Origin of the sequence: Arthrobacter cryoconiti, assembly GCF_020905375.1 — a bacterium.
Lineage (GTDB): Bacteria > Actinomycetota > Actinomycetes > Actinomycetales > Micrococcaceae > Specibacter > Specibacter cryoconiti.
Genome location: NZ_JAJJBU010000015.1, coordinates 54,696 through 70,415 on the forward strand (window position 1 = coordinate 54,696; position 15,720 = coordinate 70,415).

At 58.9% G+C, this 15,720-nt stretch carries 13 protein-coding genes; 8 read left to right on the forward strand and 5 right to left on the reverse strand.

What is annotated here, in order from left to right:
• Positions 1–2: 2 nt before the first annotated feature.
• From LOH53_RS08780 to LOH53_RS08795, 4 genes are all read right to left on the reverse strand, one after another.
• Complete coding sequence (locus tag LOH53_RS08780) at positions 3–1,004, reverse strand: AAA family ATPase (protein ID WP_230067369.1); 1,002 nt, start codon at positions 1,002–1,004, stop codon at positions 3–5.
• The gene (locus LOH53_RS08785) at positions 1,001–2,266 is read right to left on the reverse strand and encodes a DUF4350 domain-containing protein (protein ID WP_230067370.1); all 1,266 of its coding nucleotides are present in this window, start codon (positions 2,264–2,266) and stop codon (positions 1,001–1,003) included. The genes LOH53_RS08780 and LOH53_RS08785 overlap by 4 nt, the downstream gene beginning before the upstream one ends.
• Complete coding sequence (locus LOH53_RS08790) at positions 2,263–2,901, reverse strand: DUF4129 domain-containing protein (protein WP_230067371.1); 639 nt, start codon at positions 2,899–2,901, stop codon at positions 2,263–2,265. The genes LOH53_RS08785 and LOH53_RS08790 overlap by 4 nt, the downstream gene beginning before the upstream one ends.
• 66 nt (positions 2,902–2,967) lie before the next feature.
• Positions 2,968–4,071 (reverse strand): DUF7847 domain-containing protein, encoded by a 1,104-nt coding sequence (locus tag LOH53_RS08795; protein WP_230067372.1) that lies wholly within the window; start codon positions 4,069–4,071, stop codon positions 2,968–2,970.
• A gap of 110 nt (positions 4,072–4,181) precedes the next feature.
• On the opposite strand from LOH53_RS08795, the gene LOH53_RS08800 reads away from it, so the two are divergent.
• From LOH53_RS08800 to secA, 8 genes are all read left to right on the forward strand, one after another.
• The gene (locus LOH53_RS08800) at positions 4,182–4,412 is read left to right on the forward strand and encodes a hypothetical protein (protein WP_230067373.1); all 231 of its coding nucleotides are present in this window, start codon (positions 4,182–4,184) and stop codon (positions 4,410–4,412) included.
• Between the two features lie 349 nt (positions 4,413–4,761).
• Positions 4,762–5,436: an MtrAB system response regulator MtrA gene (gene mtrA / locus LOH53_RS08805; protein WP_230067374.1), complete on the forward strand. Its 675-nt coding sequence runs from the start codon at positions 4,762–4,764 to the stop codon at positions 5,434–5,436.
• A 63-nt stretch (positions 5,437–5,499) separates the two neighbouring features.
• Positions 5,500–7,449, forward strand: coding sequence for an MtrAB system histidine kinase MtrB (gene mtrB, locus LOH53_RS08810; RefSeq protein ID WP_230067375.1), 1,950 nt, complete (start codon positions 5,500–5,502; stop codon positions 7,447–7,449).
• Complete coding sequence (locus LOH53_RS08815) at positions 7,446–9,233, forward strand: LpqB family beta-propeller domain-containing protein (protein ID WP_230067376.1); 1,788 nt, start codon at positions 7,446–7,448, stop codon at positions 9,231–9,233. The genes mtrB and LOH53_RS08815 overlap by 4 nt, the downstream gene beginning before the upstream one ends.
• 116 nt (positions 9,234–9,349) lie before the next feature.
• A complete protein-coding gene (locus LOH53_RS08820) occupies positions 9,350–10,357 on the forward strand; it encodes a ComF family protein (protein ID WP_230067377.1) in 1,008 nt (335 codons plus the stop codon).
• A 114-nt stretch (positions 10,358–10,471) separates the two neighbouring features.
• On the forward strand, positions 10,472–11,170 hold the full coding sequence (gene hpf / locus LOH53_RS08825) for a ribosome hibernation-promoting factor, HPF/YfiA family (protein ID WP_230067378.1): 699 nt from the start codon (positions 10,472–10,474) through the stop codon (positions 11,168–11,170).
• A 116-nt stretch (positions 11,171–11,286) separates the two neighbouring features.
• The gene (locus LOH53_RS08830; protein ID WP_230067379.1) at positions 11,287–12,582 is read left to right on the forward strand and encodes a winged helix-turn-helix domain-containing protein; all 1,296 of its coding nucleotides are present in this window, start codon (positions 11,287–11,289) and stop codon (positions 12,580–12,582) included.
• A 130-nt stretch (positions 12,583–12,712) separates the two neighbouring features.
• The gene (gene secA, locus LOH53_RS08835; RefSeq protein ID WP_230067380.1) at positions 12,713–15,505 is read left to right on the forward strand and encodes a preprotein translocase subunit SecA; all 2,793 of its coding nucleotides are present in this window, start codon (positions 12,713–12,715) and stop codon (positions 15,503–15,505) included.
• Between the two features lie 109 nt (positions 15,506–15,614).
• Here the strand turns inward: secA and LOH53_RS16815 are convergent, their stop codons facing one another.
• On the reverse strand, positions 15,615–15,710 hold the full coding sequence (locus tag LOH53_RS16815; protein WP_326832757.1) for an Rv3235 family protein: 96 nt from the start codon (positions 15,708–15,710) through the stop codon (positions 15,615–15,617).
• Positions 15,711–15,720 lie beyond the last annotated feature (10 nt).

Here is a 15,720-nt window from a genome sequence, read left to right on the forward strand (position 1 = left end):
GTTTAGCGCGGCACCGGGACAGTGGCCAAAATTGATTGCAGGATTCCGTCCACTGACACCCCGTCCATTTCCGCTTCGGGGCGCAATGCCACACGGTGACGCAGAGCTGGTAGGGCGAGCGCCTTGACGTCGTCAGGGGTGATGAAGCCGCGGCCACATAACCAAGCATAAGCGCGTGCACATTTGAGCAGCGCCGTTGCTCCACGCGGCGAAACACCAAGCTGGAAAGACGGTGTGGCGCGGGTGGCCCGCGCTAGATCAACAATGTAGGCCAAGACCTCAGCCGAGACATTTACGTGGGCCACGGCCTCGCGGGCACGTGCTAAATCTGCGGCGCCGGCTACCGCCTGCACTCCCGCCGCCGCAAGATTCTGCGGGTCAAAGCCGAGGCTGTGACGGCGTATGACCTCAATTTCCTCCATGCGTTGGGGCAGCTCCATGGTCAGTTTGAGCAGAAATCTATCCAATTGAGCCTCGGGTAAGGGATAGGTCCCTTCATATTCGATCGGGTTCTGCGTAGCGGCGACCATGAACGGCGCGGGCAGGCTCCGGGATATGCCGTCGGCGGAGACTTGGTGCTCTTCCATGGCTTCCAGAAGAGCCGCTTGGGTCTTGGGCGGAGTCCTATTGATCTCATCTGCCAGGAGGATGTTGGTGAACACCGGACCCGCACGGAAGGTGAACTCAGAAGTGTGGGCGTCGTAGACGAGGGAACCGGTGATATCCCCGGGCATGAGGTCGGGTGTGAACTGTACGCGCTTGGTATCTAGACTCAGCGCCGTAGACAGGGCGCGCACCAGCAAGGTCTTTGCCACTCCTGGCACACCTTCTAATAGAACGTGCCCGCCAGCGAGCAGTGCGATGATCAGACCCGTCACTGTTGCTTCCTGCCCCACGACGGCCTTGGCCACTTCCGCGCGGACCGCCAACAAAGACTCGGCCGGGTCATTATGGCGCGACGGCTGGGATTGGGCGTTCTGCGCTTCGGGGTGCTGTGTGCTCATCTGTGGGCGACTTCTTCCTCTAGGGCGGACAGTTGGGCTGCCATGGTTAGAAATTCTCTGTCATTGCGCGGAACTGTGTCCACTAACAGCGCGGATAATTCCGCATGGTTTCGTCCTGTGTGTTCGGCAAGGGAGCGGACAATGGTGGAACTCTCAACGCCTGCGCCTAGCCGGAGAGCACGGGCCAGCCGCGTCAAAGTAGCATGCTGCAGGGTACGTGCGGCTGTGCCGAAGGCGCGGGCATCCTGGTAGAGCCTGGCCCGTCCGCTGACGGTCTCGGAAGATTTGACGATGACGGGCAATGGCTCGGTGACGAGCGGGCCATTGCGACGGCCACGCCAGAACATACCCACCAGCGCCACCAATAGCAGCCAGGCTGAGGCCGGAAAAATCCACTCCGGAGTGAGTTCGGCCAGGCTCGGTGGATGCGCCGCGACAGGTACATCCTTCAGGGACGCCGTATACCAGAGCAGATGTGACTTGCTACCCAATAGCCTGAAGGTTAGCGCCGCGTTACCCGCTGAAGCCAAACCGCTATTACTAACGACTGCGCTACTTCCTAGCACTGTCACTTCTGCCATGGCGTTGCTGGCCAAGATTCCCGAAACCCCGGATTTCCCGACCGGCGAGAAACAGTGCACGGTGCCCGAATACAGATTTACACTTCCGTCGCCAGCTGGGGGTGTCCCGCCAGAGCCGCTAGAGTCACCGGCGGTACCGGCGAGAATGGATCCAGCCGCCGCGGCGTCTGGTGCGGTGCACTGGGCCTCCAGCGTTTGGCCAGCAGTGGTGGTTCCGGCGGCGGACAGTTCAGAGCTGAGGGCCTTAACCGCCAAAGGACCGGGCCTGATGGCCACGATCGGAGACTTTGTCTTCTTGGCTGCTTCGGCAAGCGCTGACAACTGGGCAGGTGCCAGAAGCCCCTTAGGGTCGAAGACAAGAATCGTGCTGGCATCGCTGCCGTTGGCGGCCGCGGCGTCCAAGGTTGCGCTCAGTGAGTCGGTGGCGAGAACGTCCACGCCCTCACGGGACAAGATGGTGGCGGCGGCTTGAGCCCCTGAAGGTGCTGGATTAGTGATGGATAGAACTCCGCCAGAGCGTCCCCCCAAGGACCCGAGCACCAAACCAGTGACCGTCACGGTGACGAAAAGCATCCCGACGATCATCCAAAAGCGATGCTTCTTCCACCCAGCGCGCAGATGTTCGCTCGGGGCGCCGCCGTCGGCCGTAAAAGTCTGGAGTGGGGACAGATTATCAGTCATAGCGCAGCCAAAGCGTCGTCATAGTGGGGCTTGACGGCCGTCAAAGCAGCATCGGTTGCTGCGAGCTCTTGGTACATGCTTCTGGTTGCTTCCTCATGCCCGTACTTGACGGCATTGAAGATGGTCGCCGAGTTAGTCAGTGCGGGCGCGTGGAGGGCGAAGGCGCGCGCCAGCTCACCGGTGACTTCAGCCGCGGTCCGGCCAGGCGCGGCAGCACAGACTCCGCGTTCTTCACCGCTTCGCACGATCGCCCGGAACGTTTCCGTGACAGCGCTTTCCCACTCACCACGTTCGACGGCGGCCGCCGCCAGTTCGCGATGGCCGGCGGCGCTGAGTGCTTGTGCCCCGTCAAAGATGGCTGACTCCTTGCGCCTGCCAGGATTGAGGCGGGGCCGGATGATGAGAACTGTGGCCACCACAACGGCTATCGCCACAGTGACTAGCAGTAGCAAAGCGACATTGCCGCTCGGGGAACCTAGACCGTGCACGAAGTCCGCCAAGGTCTGTTGCACCCAGTCCAGGACGCTCTGGACGAAGGTTGGCTTGGCATCTTGATACACCTTTTTTGCCAGCTCATCGGCGGCCCAACGGCGCGCTTCATCAGACCCAGGGAGAAGCGGTACATCGGAGCTCACGGGGTGAGCGGGCGATGGAACAAGCAGTGCCAGATTCAAGGTCATCAAGGGCTCGAGATGCCGGCCCTAGGCGCCGGGATAGCCGGCGGGAGGGTAGGGGCCGGAAAAACCGGCGGCGGAGGAAGGTGAGGCCGGCACGTTGCCGGGGATCGCGCCGTCGTCTGTCCCGGATTCCGCCTCCTTGAGTAAGATGACGTCGAAACCGTCGCGGCGCATGCGCAGGTCCACGTAGATCAAAGCCATGACGCCGCTTTGGAAAGCGAGCGTGACGGCACCAACCAGGGCTCCCACCAATCCTGAGATGCCCTGGGTGATCCACATTTGGGTCAACACTTGTTCGGTACCAGGGTTCGGCACCATGAGGGGAACTAACAGGCTCAGCAAAATTCCCACTGGTGCGCTGACGATGCCGGCGATTACCGAAGCGATAACTGCGGCGAGGGCCGTGATTCCAAATGTGCGCCACCAGTTTTGCTGGGTCAATTGCCACGAACGCTTAAGCGCTGCGACGACGCCAAGGTTTTCACAAACAATGGCGGCGGGAGCTAACAGTAATTTGATGCTCACCCAGATCCCTGCCGCCAAAAACGGCAGACTGAGCAGTATCCCCAACCCGACGGCAGCAAGTGCACCCCCGCCACTGTTCACACCACCCACGGCAAAGATGATACCGACGAGGATTCCACCGTAGAGAGCCATGGCGACTAGTCCTGCTGCGGTGTACAGCAGTGCCAGCCCAAGCAAAGACGGGACGCGCGGACGGGCTAGACGCCACATCTGCCCAAAGCTAGTGGTCCGGTTCAAAGTTGCGCGCAGTACCGGAATAACAAGCGCGCCCTGGAGAACCATCTGCGCGAGTACGCTCAAAAATTGGACAACGACGAGTCCTGCCAACACTGGAAGTACCGAACCAAGAAGAGAGTCCAGTGCTTCCGCGCTCGGTTCCGAAGACGCTTCTGCGAAGTAGCCGCCGTTCATCAGGCTCAGACCAACCTGGCCAAAACCCACAGCCATGACGACCAAAGTCACCGCAGCGGCAACGACCTGAAAAATGACTGCCGAACCGAACATTGCTTTGCCGTTACGGCGGGCTGCCTGAAACGCTCCATCCAGCACCTCGCCGAGATTGAGCGGACGCAAGGGAATGACGCCCGGTTTAGGCGGCGCCATATATTGTCCATATCCCGGCTGCGGATACTGGCCGCCCCAGCCTGGCTGCGGGGACTGGCCCGGCTGCGGATACTGGCCGCCCCAGCCTGGCTGGGGGGACTGGCCTGGCGGTGGATACTGGCCGCCCCAGCCGGGCTGCGGGGGCGCGTATTGTCCCCATTGGGGCGCGGTTGGAGCTGGCCCCGGTTGCGGGTATTGGCCTGGCGGTGGGGACTGGCTTGGCGGTGGTGGCGCGTATTGACCCCATTGGGGCGCGGTTGGAGCTGGCCCCGGCACTGCACGTGAGGGGGCGCCGTCGTGCCCGCTATCTGCTGGCGGTTGCTGTGATTCGTCCGTCATAGTGCTCCCCTGCGAAAGTGTCCCTTCGAAAAAACTACACGGCGTGCACTCACCGATCTATTGCGGTGACACCAACGTCAAGGTGACATGGGCGTCGGAGCAGGCGGAACATCGGTGCTGTGATTCGTCCGTCATCAAACCCTATCGGGAAGTGCAGGCCGAGACGTGCCCGGCCGTCGTGATTCGCGGACTGTTTTGCCCAAACTTGCTTCTGGTAAGCCTCGCCGAACCCTGCCAACGGCATCAAAGCAAGAAGAATTGGAGCCCTGGGAGGCCTGCTTGCCCCATCCAACACCCGGACGTTGGAGCGTCGATGGGGACAATGTGCGCTGAGTAGGCAAATATAGAGACATGAAGGCATGCATTCTGGTAGTAGACGATGATGAAGCATTGGCAGAGATGATTGGCATTGTGCTGCGCAATGATGGGTTTGACCCCGTTTTTTGTGCGGACGGCGCTAAGGCGTTGGAGACGTTCCGCGCCAACAAACCAGACCTTGTGCTCTTGGACCTGATGCTGCCCGGGCTTGACGGCATTGAAGTGTGCCGTCTCATACGTGGTGAATCAGATGTTCCCATTGTGATGCTGACGGCTAAATCGGACACCTCCGACGTCGTCCGTGGCCTGGAATCCGGGGCTGACGACTACGTGGCCAAGCCGTTCAAGCCGGCGGAATTAGTCGCCCGTGTCAGGGCGAGACTGCGCCCCGGTGACGTCAAGGCCCCAGAGACGCTTGTTATCGGTGAAATTACCATCGACGTTGCTGGCCATGCAGTACACCGTGCAGGCGAACGCGTGCTTCTGACCCCGTTGGAATTCGATTTACTGGTGGCGCTTGCCCGCAAGCCGTGGCAAGTTTTCACGCGCGAGCTGCTGCTGGAGCAAGTATGGGGCTACCGTCACGCGGCTGACACCCGGCTGGTCAATGTTCACGTACAGCGGCTGCGCTCGAAGATTGAACGTGACCCGGAGGCGCCCGAGGTTGTCTTGACCGTACGTGGCGTGGGGTACAAGGCTGGGGTGTAGGCGAACGCACGTGCATCAACGAGTAGTAATGACATCGATCCTGGAAGCCACGGCTAAGTGCTCATGAGCAGCAAGAAAAAGTCAGGCGGCGGTCCTGCGACAGAGGCGCATCCGGATACTCAGGGTGGCACCGATGGTACCGCTGAGCTGACTCCTGCTGACGTGGGAGAGCCGGCCTCAAAAAAGCAGCGGGTGCTTGGCCCGTTTCGCAGGAAGCTCACTACTGCGCTTGGTGTTCTCTGGGGCGTGCTTCGCCGGATTCCGCACGTACTTTACCGGCGGTGGCGGACCTCTCTGCAGTTCCGAACGGTGCTGACCACCCTTGCTATCGCGTCAGTTGCTGTGGTGGGCGTAGGGGGTTATCTGGCTGGTCAGATCTCCAGCGGTCTATTCAATGAACGTCTGGCTCAGGCCACCCAAGAGTCCGCACGGGGGGCAACACAGGTCCAAGACAGCTTCTCTAACGCGAGTCTGAGCGACCAGCCCAGAGTCTCCACCTATGTGGTGGACACGCTGAAGTTGCTTGAAGCTGGCGGTGCGGATGACAACCGCAAATATTTGATGGTGAAGATTCCCGGTCAGACAAGTCGGCTTGCGGTGAGCTCGTCGGACTCAGGCGGCGTAACTACCGTACTGATCCCGGATGCGCTGCGTGCAGCGGTCCAGGGAGACCGAACATCCCAGTATTGGCAGTCAATCGGGTTACCCATCGGAGCCGATGAGGTCCATCCCGCAGTTGTTGTAGGCAGCCAGGTGGAGTTACTGCAAACCAACTACGAGCTGTACATGATCTATGACATGAACGGCGCGCAAGTCACGCTGAATTACATCCAGTCGGTCATGTGGCTTGCCGGTGGTGTTTTGTTGCTGCTCATTGGAGCCATCGCTTGGTATGTGACGAGAACAGTGGTCCAACCAGTGAGCCAGGCCGCGGCGGTGTCAGAAAAACTGGCTGCGGGTGGACTTGAAGAGCGTATGAAGGTGGTGGGTGAGGACGAGATGGCACGCCTTGCCACATCGTTTAACAAAATGGCTACCTCTCTTCAGGAACAGATCACCGCCCTTGCCACGCTCTCAGAAATGCAGCAGCGGTTTGTTTCTGACGTCTCCCATGAACTGCGGACACCGTTGACGACTGTGCGCATGGCCGCGGAAGTCCTTTATGCCGCCCGCGAGGACTTCGATCCAATTAATAAGCGCTCCTCTGAGCTCTTATTTCATCAGGTTGAACGTTTTGAATTGCTCCTTGCGGACTTGTTAGAAATTTCCCGATTCGACGCCGGTGTGACGGACCTTGACTTTGAATCCTTGGATATCTTCTCTGTCATCCATTCGGTGATGGATGCCGCTTCTCCGGTGGCCGAAGTCAACCATTCAGAACTGAGCGTGGTGACCCGATTGCGTAACCATAAATGCGTTGTTGAGATGGATTCGCGACGCATCGCCCGAATTCTGCGTAACTTGGTGCTCAATGCTCTAGAGCATAGTGAGGGGAATCCGGTAAAGATTTTTGTCTCGGCGGATGAAACTTCCGTTGCCGTGGCAGTGCGCGACTACGGGATCGGAATGTCACCGGATGCGCTGGGGCACGTATTTGATAGGTTCTGGCGCGCGGACCCGGCCCGTGCTCGGACCACAGGTGGCAGCGGTTTGGGTCTCTCTATCGCGATGGAAGACACTCGGCTGCACAACGGGTGGCTGGACGCATGGGGGAGCCCTGGTGAGGGCGCCTGCTTCCGCCTGACCGTTCCGCTTAAGCGCGGACTGGAACTGACGTACTCTCCAGTTCCACTGCCCCCTGACGGCGGTGCTGCTGCGGCATCGAACAATCTTCATACCGGACCCATAACCCTCAATACCGGGTCCATGGGAGTTGTTGGGGCATTGGGTAAAATCCATCCGGCGGTCGCCGTCGACAGCGGCAAATCTGAGCCTCGGCACCCGCTGCCCTCCTCTGTTGGAGTGGAAGATTCCCGGTCAGATAGTGCCACGCCAAAGGTGGGAAAATCATGAACGTGACTTCGAACCCCGCTTCGAGCCCTCAGCATCCCGGTTCTTCCCGGAAGTCCAGCCGCACGGAACATCGAGCTCGAAACGCGCTCAAGTCTCTGCGCGCGGCCTTAACAATGGTTGCCGTGGTCGTGCTCGCTCTGACAGGATGCGCTGCCATCCCGACCCATGGGCCCGTTGGCAAAAGCGACCCCCTGTCACCGCGGAACAACTCCGTCAACATCAGCTTCCAGCAATTTAGTCCAGCTGATGGAGCCGCCCCGGAGAGTATCATCCGCGGTTTTATTGAATCTGGCACCGGCATTAACGACGATTTCCAAGTGGCCCGGCAGTATCTCACCGTCGGGCTTGCCCAATCGTGGGCGCCGGACAAGCGAACCCTCGTCTACAAAAATACGTTCTCGGTCGTTCCTGGCGCTGACAAGGACTCTTACAAGGTCAAATTTGACGTAGTTTCCACCATTGACGCCAAGGGCATATTGACACCGGGCGGCACGGATGGGACCACGACGGTGGAGATGTCCATGGTCAAGGTTGACGGTCAGTGGCGCATTGATAAGACCCCCGACGGAATAGTCCTCGCGGAAGGGCCGTTCCAGTCTCTTTTCAGCGCCGTGTCCCTATATTTTTACGACACGACCCTCACCTACGGCGTCCCGGACGTGAGGTGGATTGCCGGGCGAACATCGCGGACAGCGACCTCCATTGTGCGGGCCCTGCTCGCCGGGCCTGCCCCCTACCTCGCTGGTGCTGTGGTCAGTGCTTTCCCCTCAGGCATGTCCTTGGAGCGTGATTCCGTCCCCGTGAACGACGGCGTTGCAAAAGTTGGCTTGACGGCGCAGCTGTTGCTGGACACCAGCGTGCGCCAGCGGCAGCAAATGCACGCGCAACTCCTTGTGACACTTCAAAAAGCACTTAACACGGTTACCGAGCTACAGTTCTTGGCTGACGACCGACAAGTGGATATGGGAGAGACCACTGATTCCGTGCCACCCATGGTGGTGGACAATGCTGTGCAGTCCGTGCAGGTAGCACTGTCCCGGAACGAGCTCGTCACCTACGACGGCAGCAAAATCGCACCCATTCCCGGCATCGAGTCCGTTTCCAGACTTATCCCATCCACTCCGGCAATGTCCTACTCGGGCAAGGACTTTGCGTTCCTGGCAGCACCGGGAAATCAGCTCTTCAAGGTTTCCACCGGTCAGCCCGCCATCTTGGTGGCTTCAGGAGCTGATTTAACGCCGCCGTCGTTCGGTCCCAATGGTTGGCTGTGGACGGCCGGAGGTGATGGTTCCGGAACCGTGGTGGCCATTGACTCGAGCCCCAAGGCAAGCCCTCCCGTGACGCTGAGCGTTCCGTGGCTAGTAGGCCAGCTAGTCACAACGTTCCGTGTGTCCCGCGACGGCAGCCGGGCACTTGTCATCTTCCATTCCAACGGGGTAACCACGGTAGCCATTACCGGCATCGCGAAATCCGGGGACACCCTCAAGGCGCTGACCACGCCCATCTCACTTACCCAGACCGGGTCCCCGAGCATCGGAGTATGGGTGGGGGAGTCGAGCGTCGCTGTGGCGGCACCGTCGGCCTCCGGACCCGTCTCCATCGAGGTGTTGGACTTGGCCAAGCCGCCGGTGACGCTCAGTGAATTGACGGGCGTGGTTTGGCTCAGCGCGGGCTCGGGTGTTCGGAACATTCACGCTCAAACGGATGACCAAATTTTCACGAACGTGGGCAATAGCTGGGACGTTTCGGCCAAGGCCTTGCATCAGGCATCCTTCGCCGGCTGATTATCTTGGCCCCCGCTCTGCCACTCAAGAGCCTCCACAGACGCAAAAGTCGGCCCACTACTCACAAATTGCCGAATTCGATGCGCGAGCGACGTTCCTTCACCGATGCTTGAACCATGGGATGGATGCAGGGGGATGAACAAGCTGGTGGCGAGCCCAGCAGCGGGATCGGAAGTGGTTTAGGGAGTGGTTTAGGCCGTGGGTGTGAGACGCGGGATGGGTCCGGGGCGAGGGCCATGCACCGTGGGGAGGCAATCCACTGGTGGCTGAGGTTCTGGCTGTGGTGCGAGTCCGCTTGGCGTGAATTCCTCTATCTGGTGATGCCTTCAGAATGTGTTGTCTGCGGTCGTGATGATGCAGCTGTGTGTGGTGCCTGCGCCAGGCTGCTGCGCCAGCAATGCCGCACGCCTTTTCGAGCGGAACAATCGGCTGACGCATTGGTCGGGACAATGGGCGAGGTGTTCGTTCCCGCTGTGGCAGTAGGAACGTACAGGGACGCGCTAGCTGCGGCCCTACTGGCGTTTAAGAATCACGGACGGACCGAGCTCGCTCCTGAGCTGGCCCGCTGCCTAGCCAAGGGCTTGGCAGCCTTGCCGGTGCTGTTGCCAGCTACATTCCCGGGCGTTACGTCCTGCGATCAGTTAGTTTTGCTCGTGCCCGTTCCCAGCACTGGTAGCGGTTGGCGCCGCCGTGGCTACGACCCAGTGGCGCTACTCCTACGGTTGATGGCTCGCGAGCACAGGCTGCCGCAGGGTTTCGCCGTCGGCGCCCTCCTAGCGCAAAGGCCTAGGCTTCCTTGGCGCCGGCACCATCAAAAAGGTTTGGGCCGCGCAGCCCGGCGGCGCAACGTTCATAACACGATGTATGTTCGAGGGCCTTTTCGACGTGGTTTTCATTTAGCACCGAACTTTGCAGGTGTCACCATCGTTGTGATTGACGACGTCCTCACCACCGGGGCGACACTACGCGAAGCAGTTCGGGCGCTTGAAAGCGCCGGAGCAAATGTGTGCGCTGGGCTCGTCCTGGCTGCTGCACGCGCCCCGGATTTAGGTGCTGATGCAATAACTGCGGAGAGACTCGCTGAAAATTCTTTTCCTACAAAGATGAATAAATGCAGCCATTGAACTAACGTGAGTAAACGGGTACCTCTTCTTAGAGAAAACCACCCGTCGGCGGCCAGAAGCGTGGCTTGGATTACTAGCCGGCCGCCGTGTCACCGAAGTTATTTGGAGGGCACCATGGAGTTCATGATCAGCGGTCGCAACCTAAGCGTTTCAGACCGTTTCCGCGAATACGCCGGCGAAAAGCTCACGAAGATCGAGCAACTGGCCGACAAGGTCCAGCGCGTCGATGTGAAGGTTTCCAAGGAGACCAAGTCTCGCAATGCAGAGTCCCCCCTTACTGTGGAGCTGACAGTGTTGGGCAGAGGGCCGGTGATCCGTGCGGAGGCGGCGGCAACAGATAAGTTCGCGGCGTTTGACCTCGCCTACGGAAAATTATTGGAGAGGTTGCGCAGGGCCAAGGATAGGAAAAAAGTTCACCACGGCCGGCACGCTCCGGTGGCGGTTAACGCAGCCACAGGTTCACTAGATCCAGTGAGCAGTACAGAACCCATCTACGCGCAGACCGAACCGGAATCGGTGACGGAAAGTTCCCCGTATGAGATCGAAAATGACATCCCGGCAGGGGACTCGCCTGTTCTGATACGTCGAAAGGTTTTCCCTGCAGCGGCACTTTCTCTTGACGATGCCGTGGACAATATGGAATTGGTCGGCCACGATTTCTACCTCTTCATCGACTCGGCCACCGGCGTTCCATCTGTTGTTTACCGCCGCCGTGGCTGGACCTACGGGGTTATCTCTTTGGATGACAATGCGGAAGCTGGAGAGGAAGAAATTTCCGCCTACCGTTCAACTGACGAGCCCGCACGCGTGTAGCGTTCCTTCTTTCCGTCAGCTCTATCGCGTACTGATCAATCTCATGACGTGAGAGAGCCGACAACTATGGAAAGCTATCAATAGTCGCCGCAAAACGATCCGAAAGAGCCAACTATATGAGTGCAGTCCTGAGCCAGTCACAGGCCCGGCGCATTGCACTCAAGGCTCAAGGACTTGCTAGCGTTCGGCCCACCCAACCCGTCACAGCACGGAGGGTGGGCCGAACTTTTGCACAGCTGCAACTGGTCCAAATCGACTCCGTCAACATTGTCTCGCGCAGTCATTTCCTCCCCTTCTTTTCCCGCCTAGGCTCCTACGACCCCGCGATTCTCTCAACACTTTCCAGCACAGCACCGCGCAAAATGATGGAGTATTGGGCACACGAGGCCAGCTTCATTCGGCCGCAACACTTCCACGATTTACGGTTATGGCAAAACCGCGCATGGGTTGGATCTGACGCAATGGAACCGCAACTGCGTCAGTCTTTGGAATCGGAGATCCTAGATCTTTTAGCGCATAGCGGGCCCCTGAGCGCTCGTGAAGTCAAAGCACGGATCGGCCACGAGGAACAAAAATCAACTGATGCGTGGGGCTGGAACTGGAGTGCCGTCAAGCGAACGCTAGAGGGCATGTTTGAGCGCGGAATTGTAGGGGCCGCCAGCCGCAATGAGCAGTTTGAACGCCGTTACGCTTTGGTTGGGAAAATCTTGCCACCGGAACTGGTTGCCGAGGCACAAAGCTACGAAAGTCCACAAGACGCTGATGGTTACCCGTGCTCTGGGCACGAGGATGTGAGGACAGGAGATGTGAGGACAGAAACAGGGCCTAAGGAGGCAGCCATAGACCGGCTTATTGATGCTGCCGCACGGGCTCACGGCATCGGGAGCACTAAGTGCTTAGCGGACTACTTTCGTCTACCCGTGCGAGAGACAGGGGCTGCAATCGTCCGCCTGGTGGCGGCAGGAAGCCTTCAGGAAGTTGCCGTCGCCGGTTGGAAAGGGCCCACTTACCTCCATTCGGAGGCCAGTATCCCGCGCAAGGCTGTGGGGCGGGCTCTGCTGAGCCCCTTCGACTCGCTTGTTTTTGAGCGTAATCGACTTGAATCGCTATTCAATTTTCATTACCGTTTGGAAATTTACACACCCGCGCACAAGAGAAAATATGGCTACTACGTTCTTCCGTTCCTGCTTGGTGAGACCATGGCGGCCAGAGTTGACCTCAAAGCCGATCGGCACAACGGGCTACTTTTGGTTCGTGGCGCTTACGCTGAACCCGATGCACCCGGCGAAACGGCCACCGAGCTGGCCGCTGAACTCGTGCTGATGGCTAGCTGGCTGGGACTGGGTGCCGTCGTCGTACAACCCCAAGGGAACCTTGCATCTGCTCTAGCCCGCGAGACCCATCTGTTGTGAGTGAGCACCTCGCTGCCAGCAGGCACTTTGCAAACTCCATGGTGTGAATGAGAGGGTGGCGCTTCGGGTGCCTCTTCTCACGTAGACTGGTCACGCCACTTTTAGGCAGCCACAGATTGGGAGCAATTTCGTGTCATCACTTTTCGAGCGAGTCCTTCGAACAGGCGATCGCAAGACGCTCAAACGACTCAACGTCCTTGCTGACGCCATTGATTCGTTGGAGGATTCCTTCCAGACGTTCACCGACGCCGAACTGCGTGAGGAAACGGACAAACTAAAGCTCCGCCACACAGATGGAGAGTCTCTGGACGATCTGCTGCCTGAGGCCTTCGCTGCAGTGCGTGAGGCATCCTCACGGACCCTAGGTATGCGACACTTCCGTGTCCAACTTATGGGAGGTGCTGCCCTGCACCTGGGCAACATCGCTGAGATGAAGACGGGTGAAGGAAAGACGCTGGTGGCCACCGCTCCAGCTTTCTTGAACTCGCTATCTGGCAAAGGCGTGCACGTCATCACCGTGAACGACTACCTGGCGCAATACCAGTCCGATCTCATGGGCCGCGTTTACCGCTTCTTAGGCCAGAGCGGTGGCTGCATCGTTTCCAACCAGGATCCGGCCGTGCGCCGAGCTCAATACGCAGCCGATATCACGTACGGGACTAACAATGAGTTCGGGTTTGACTACCTGCGTGACAACATGGCGTGGAGCAAAGACGAGTTGGTCCAGCGTGGCCACAATTTCGCGATCGTCGACGAAGTCGACTCCATCCTCATCGATGAGGCACGTACACCACTGATTATTTCCGGTCCCGCCTCTGGCGACGCCAACCGGTGGTACGGCGAATTCGCCAAGGTGGTCCTGCGCCTGGACAACGAGGACGACTACGAGGTCGACGAGAAAAAGCGTACCGTCGGAGTGCTCGAGGGCGGCATCGAAAAAGTTGAGGATTATTTGGGGATTAGTAACCTCTACGAATCCGCCAACACCCCGCTCATCGGCTTCTTGAACAATGCGATTAAAGCCAAGGAGCTCTTCAAACGGGATAAGGACTACGTCATCATGGATGGCGAAGTTCTGATCGTTGACGAGCATACCGGTCGCATCTTGGCTGGGCGGCGTTACAACGAAGGCATGCACCAGGCCATCGAGGCCAAGGAAGGTGTAGAAATCAAGGCCGAAAACCAGACGTTGGCTACCGTGACCTTGCAGAACTACTTCCGTCTCTACGAGAAGCTTTCGGGGATGACCGGTACGGCTGAGACCGAGGCCTCTGAATTCATGGGCACGTACTCTCTGGGAGTTGTGCCGATTCCAACTAACAAGCCGATGATGCGTGTTGACCAGCCTGATTTGGTGTACAAGAACGAGATCGTCAAGTTCGATGCCGTGGTGGAAGACATTGCCGCCCGCCACGAGACTGGCCAGCCAGTTCTGGTGGGCACCACGAGTGTGGAAAAGAGCGAGTACCTTTCCAAGAAGCTTGCTGAAAAGGGTGTCAAACACGAGGTCCTCAACGCTAAGAACCATGCCCGCGAGGCGGCGATCGTGGCACAAGCTGGCCGTCGCAGCGCCGTTACCGTGGCGACCAATATGGCTGGCCGAGGCACTGACATCATGCTTGGTGGCAACGCCGAGTTCAACGCAGTAGCCGCACTGGCTGCTCAAGGACTGGATCCGGAAGAGACGCCTGACGAGTACGAGGCCGCTTGGCAGGATGCCTTTGAAGCGGCCAAGCTAGCCGTCAAAGACGAGCATGAAGCCGTGCTTGAAGCAGGTGGACTTTACGTGTTGGGTACGGAGCGTCACGAATCGAGGCGCATCGATAACCAGCTTCGAGGCCGTTCCGGACGTCAGGGTGACCCGGGGGAGTCCAGGTTTTACCTTTCGTTGACGGATGACCTGATGCGACTGTTCAACTCAGGGGCTGCAGAGCGTCTGATGTCGCGTTCCTCCATGCCGGATGATGTTGCTTTGGAATCCAAGCTGGTGTCGAAGGCGATCGCTTCGGCTCAGGGACAGGTTGAAGGGCGCAACGCCGAGCAGCGTAAAAATGTTTTGAAATACGACGACGTCCTCAACCGTCAGCGTGAAGCCATCTATGGTGACCGTCGTCGAATCCTCGAGGGCGACGATCTGCATGAGAAGGTCCAGTTTTTCCTGGAGGATACCGTCAACGAAATTATTGACGCGACGCTCAACGAGGGTCACCCGGGCGACTGGGACTTCAACAGTTTGTGGACCAATCTGCGCACCATCTACCCGGTCACGCTCACGGTTGATGAAATAGGCGAGGAAGCAGGCGGGGTTGGCCGCATTACCGCTGAGATGCTCAAGACTGAGTTGCTTTCCGATGCTCAAGTGGCGTATCGGGAACGCGAAACGGCATTGGGTTCGGAGACCATGCGAGAGCTGGAACGCCGAGTTGTACTTTCCGTGGTGGGACGTAAATGGCAAGAACACCTCTACGAGATGGATTATCTCAAAGAAGGCATCGGTCTTCGAGCCATGGCTCAGCGTGATCCCTTGGTGGAATATCAGCGTGAGGGCTTTGAGATGTTCCAAGCCATGATGGCCGCGATCCGGGAGGAGAGTGTTGGATTCTTGTTCAACTTGGAAGTTCAGGTTGAAAATGCTCCGGCAACCGCCGTGGGCCCTGTAGCTCAGGCTCCGACAGGCCTCATGGACCGTGTGGCTGGCGCGAGCGTCGTGGATGGCGAGGCTGAGCATACTGCCCCCCGTATTACGGCACCCGGGCTAGAAGCTCCTGAACGTCCCGCTCAGCTCCAATTCACGGCACCGGATGCCCAGGGTGACGCTGAGACCCACATGGAACGGCGTACAAGTGGCGACGGGTTGCCGCCGTCGGCCAAGCGGGCCGGGAATAAAGGCGGCAAAACAGCCAAAAAGAAGAAGAAGCGCTAAAAACCTGCCCTAAGGTACCCCGCGCGGGAGGCGTTGTTTGCATGATGGCCATGACCATCATGCAAACAACGCCTCCCGTTCGTGGTTGTGAAAGTGTGTTCGTGCGTCATCAACCAATCCGAAGCGCCGTCACTTTCCAGACGCCATGAGACTCCTCGAGCCGAAGCGCCATTGCGCGGAAACGTGTCCGCTCCGCCACCACCACGGAGGTCTCG

Bases quoted from the DNA above. Each gene is read 5' to 3' on its own strand.
- mtrB (WP_230067375.1), top strand. From the start codon at position 5,500: ATGAGCAGCAAGAAAAAGTCAGGCGGCGGTCCTGCGACAGAGGCGCAT.
- LOH53_RS08785 (WP_230067370.1), bottom strand. From the start codon at position 2,266: ATGACTGATAATCTGTCCCCACTCCAGACTTTTACGGCCGACGGCGGC.
- LOH53_RS08815 (WP_230067376.1), top strand. From the start codon at position 7,446: ATGAACGTGACTTCGAACCCCGCTTCGAGCCCTCAGCATCCCGGTTCT.
- LOH53_RS08830 (WP_230067379.1), top strand. From the start codon at position 11,287: ATGAGTGCAGTCCTGAGCCAGTCACAGGCCCGGCGCATTGCACTCAAG.
- LOH53_RS08820 (WP_230067377.1), top strand. From the start codon at position 9,350: ATGGGATGGATGCAGGGGGATGAACAAGCTGGTGGCGAGCCCAGCAGC.
- LOH53_RS08795 (WP_230067372.1), bottom strand. From the start codon at position 4,071: ATGGCGCCGCCTAAACCGGGCGTCATTCCCTTGCGTCCGCTCAATCTC.
- mtrA (WP_230067374.1), top strand. From the start codon at position 4,762: ATGAAGGCATGCATTCTGGTAGTAGACGATGATGAAGCATTGGCAGAG.
- LOH53_RS08780 (WP_230067369.1), bottom strand. From the start codon at position 1,004: ATGAGCACACAGCACCCCGAAGCGCAGAACGCCCAATCCCAGCCGTCG.
- hpf (WP_230067378.1), top strand. From the start codon at position 10,472: ATGGAGTTCATGATCAGCGGTCGCAACCTAAGCGTTTCAGACCGTTTC.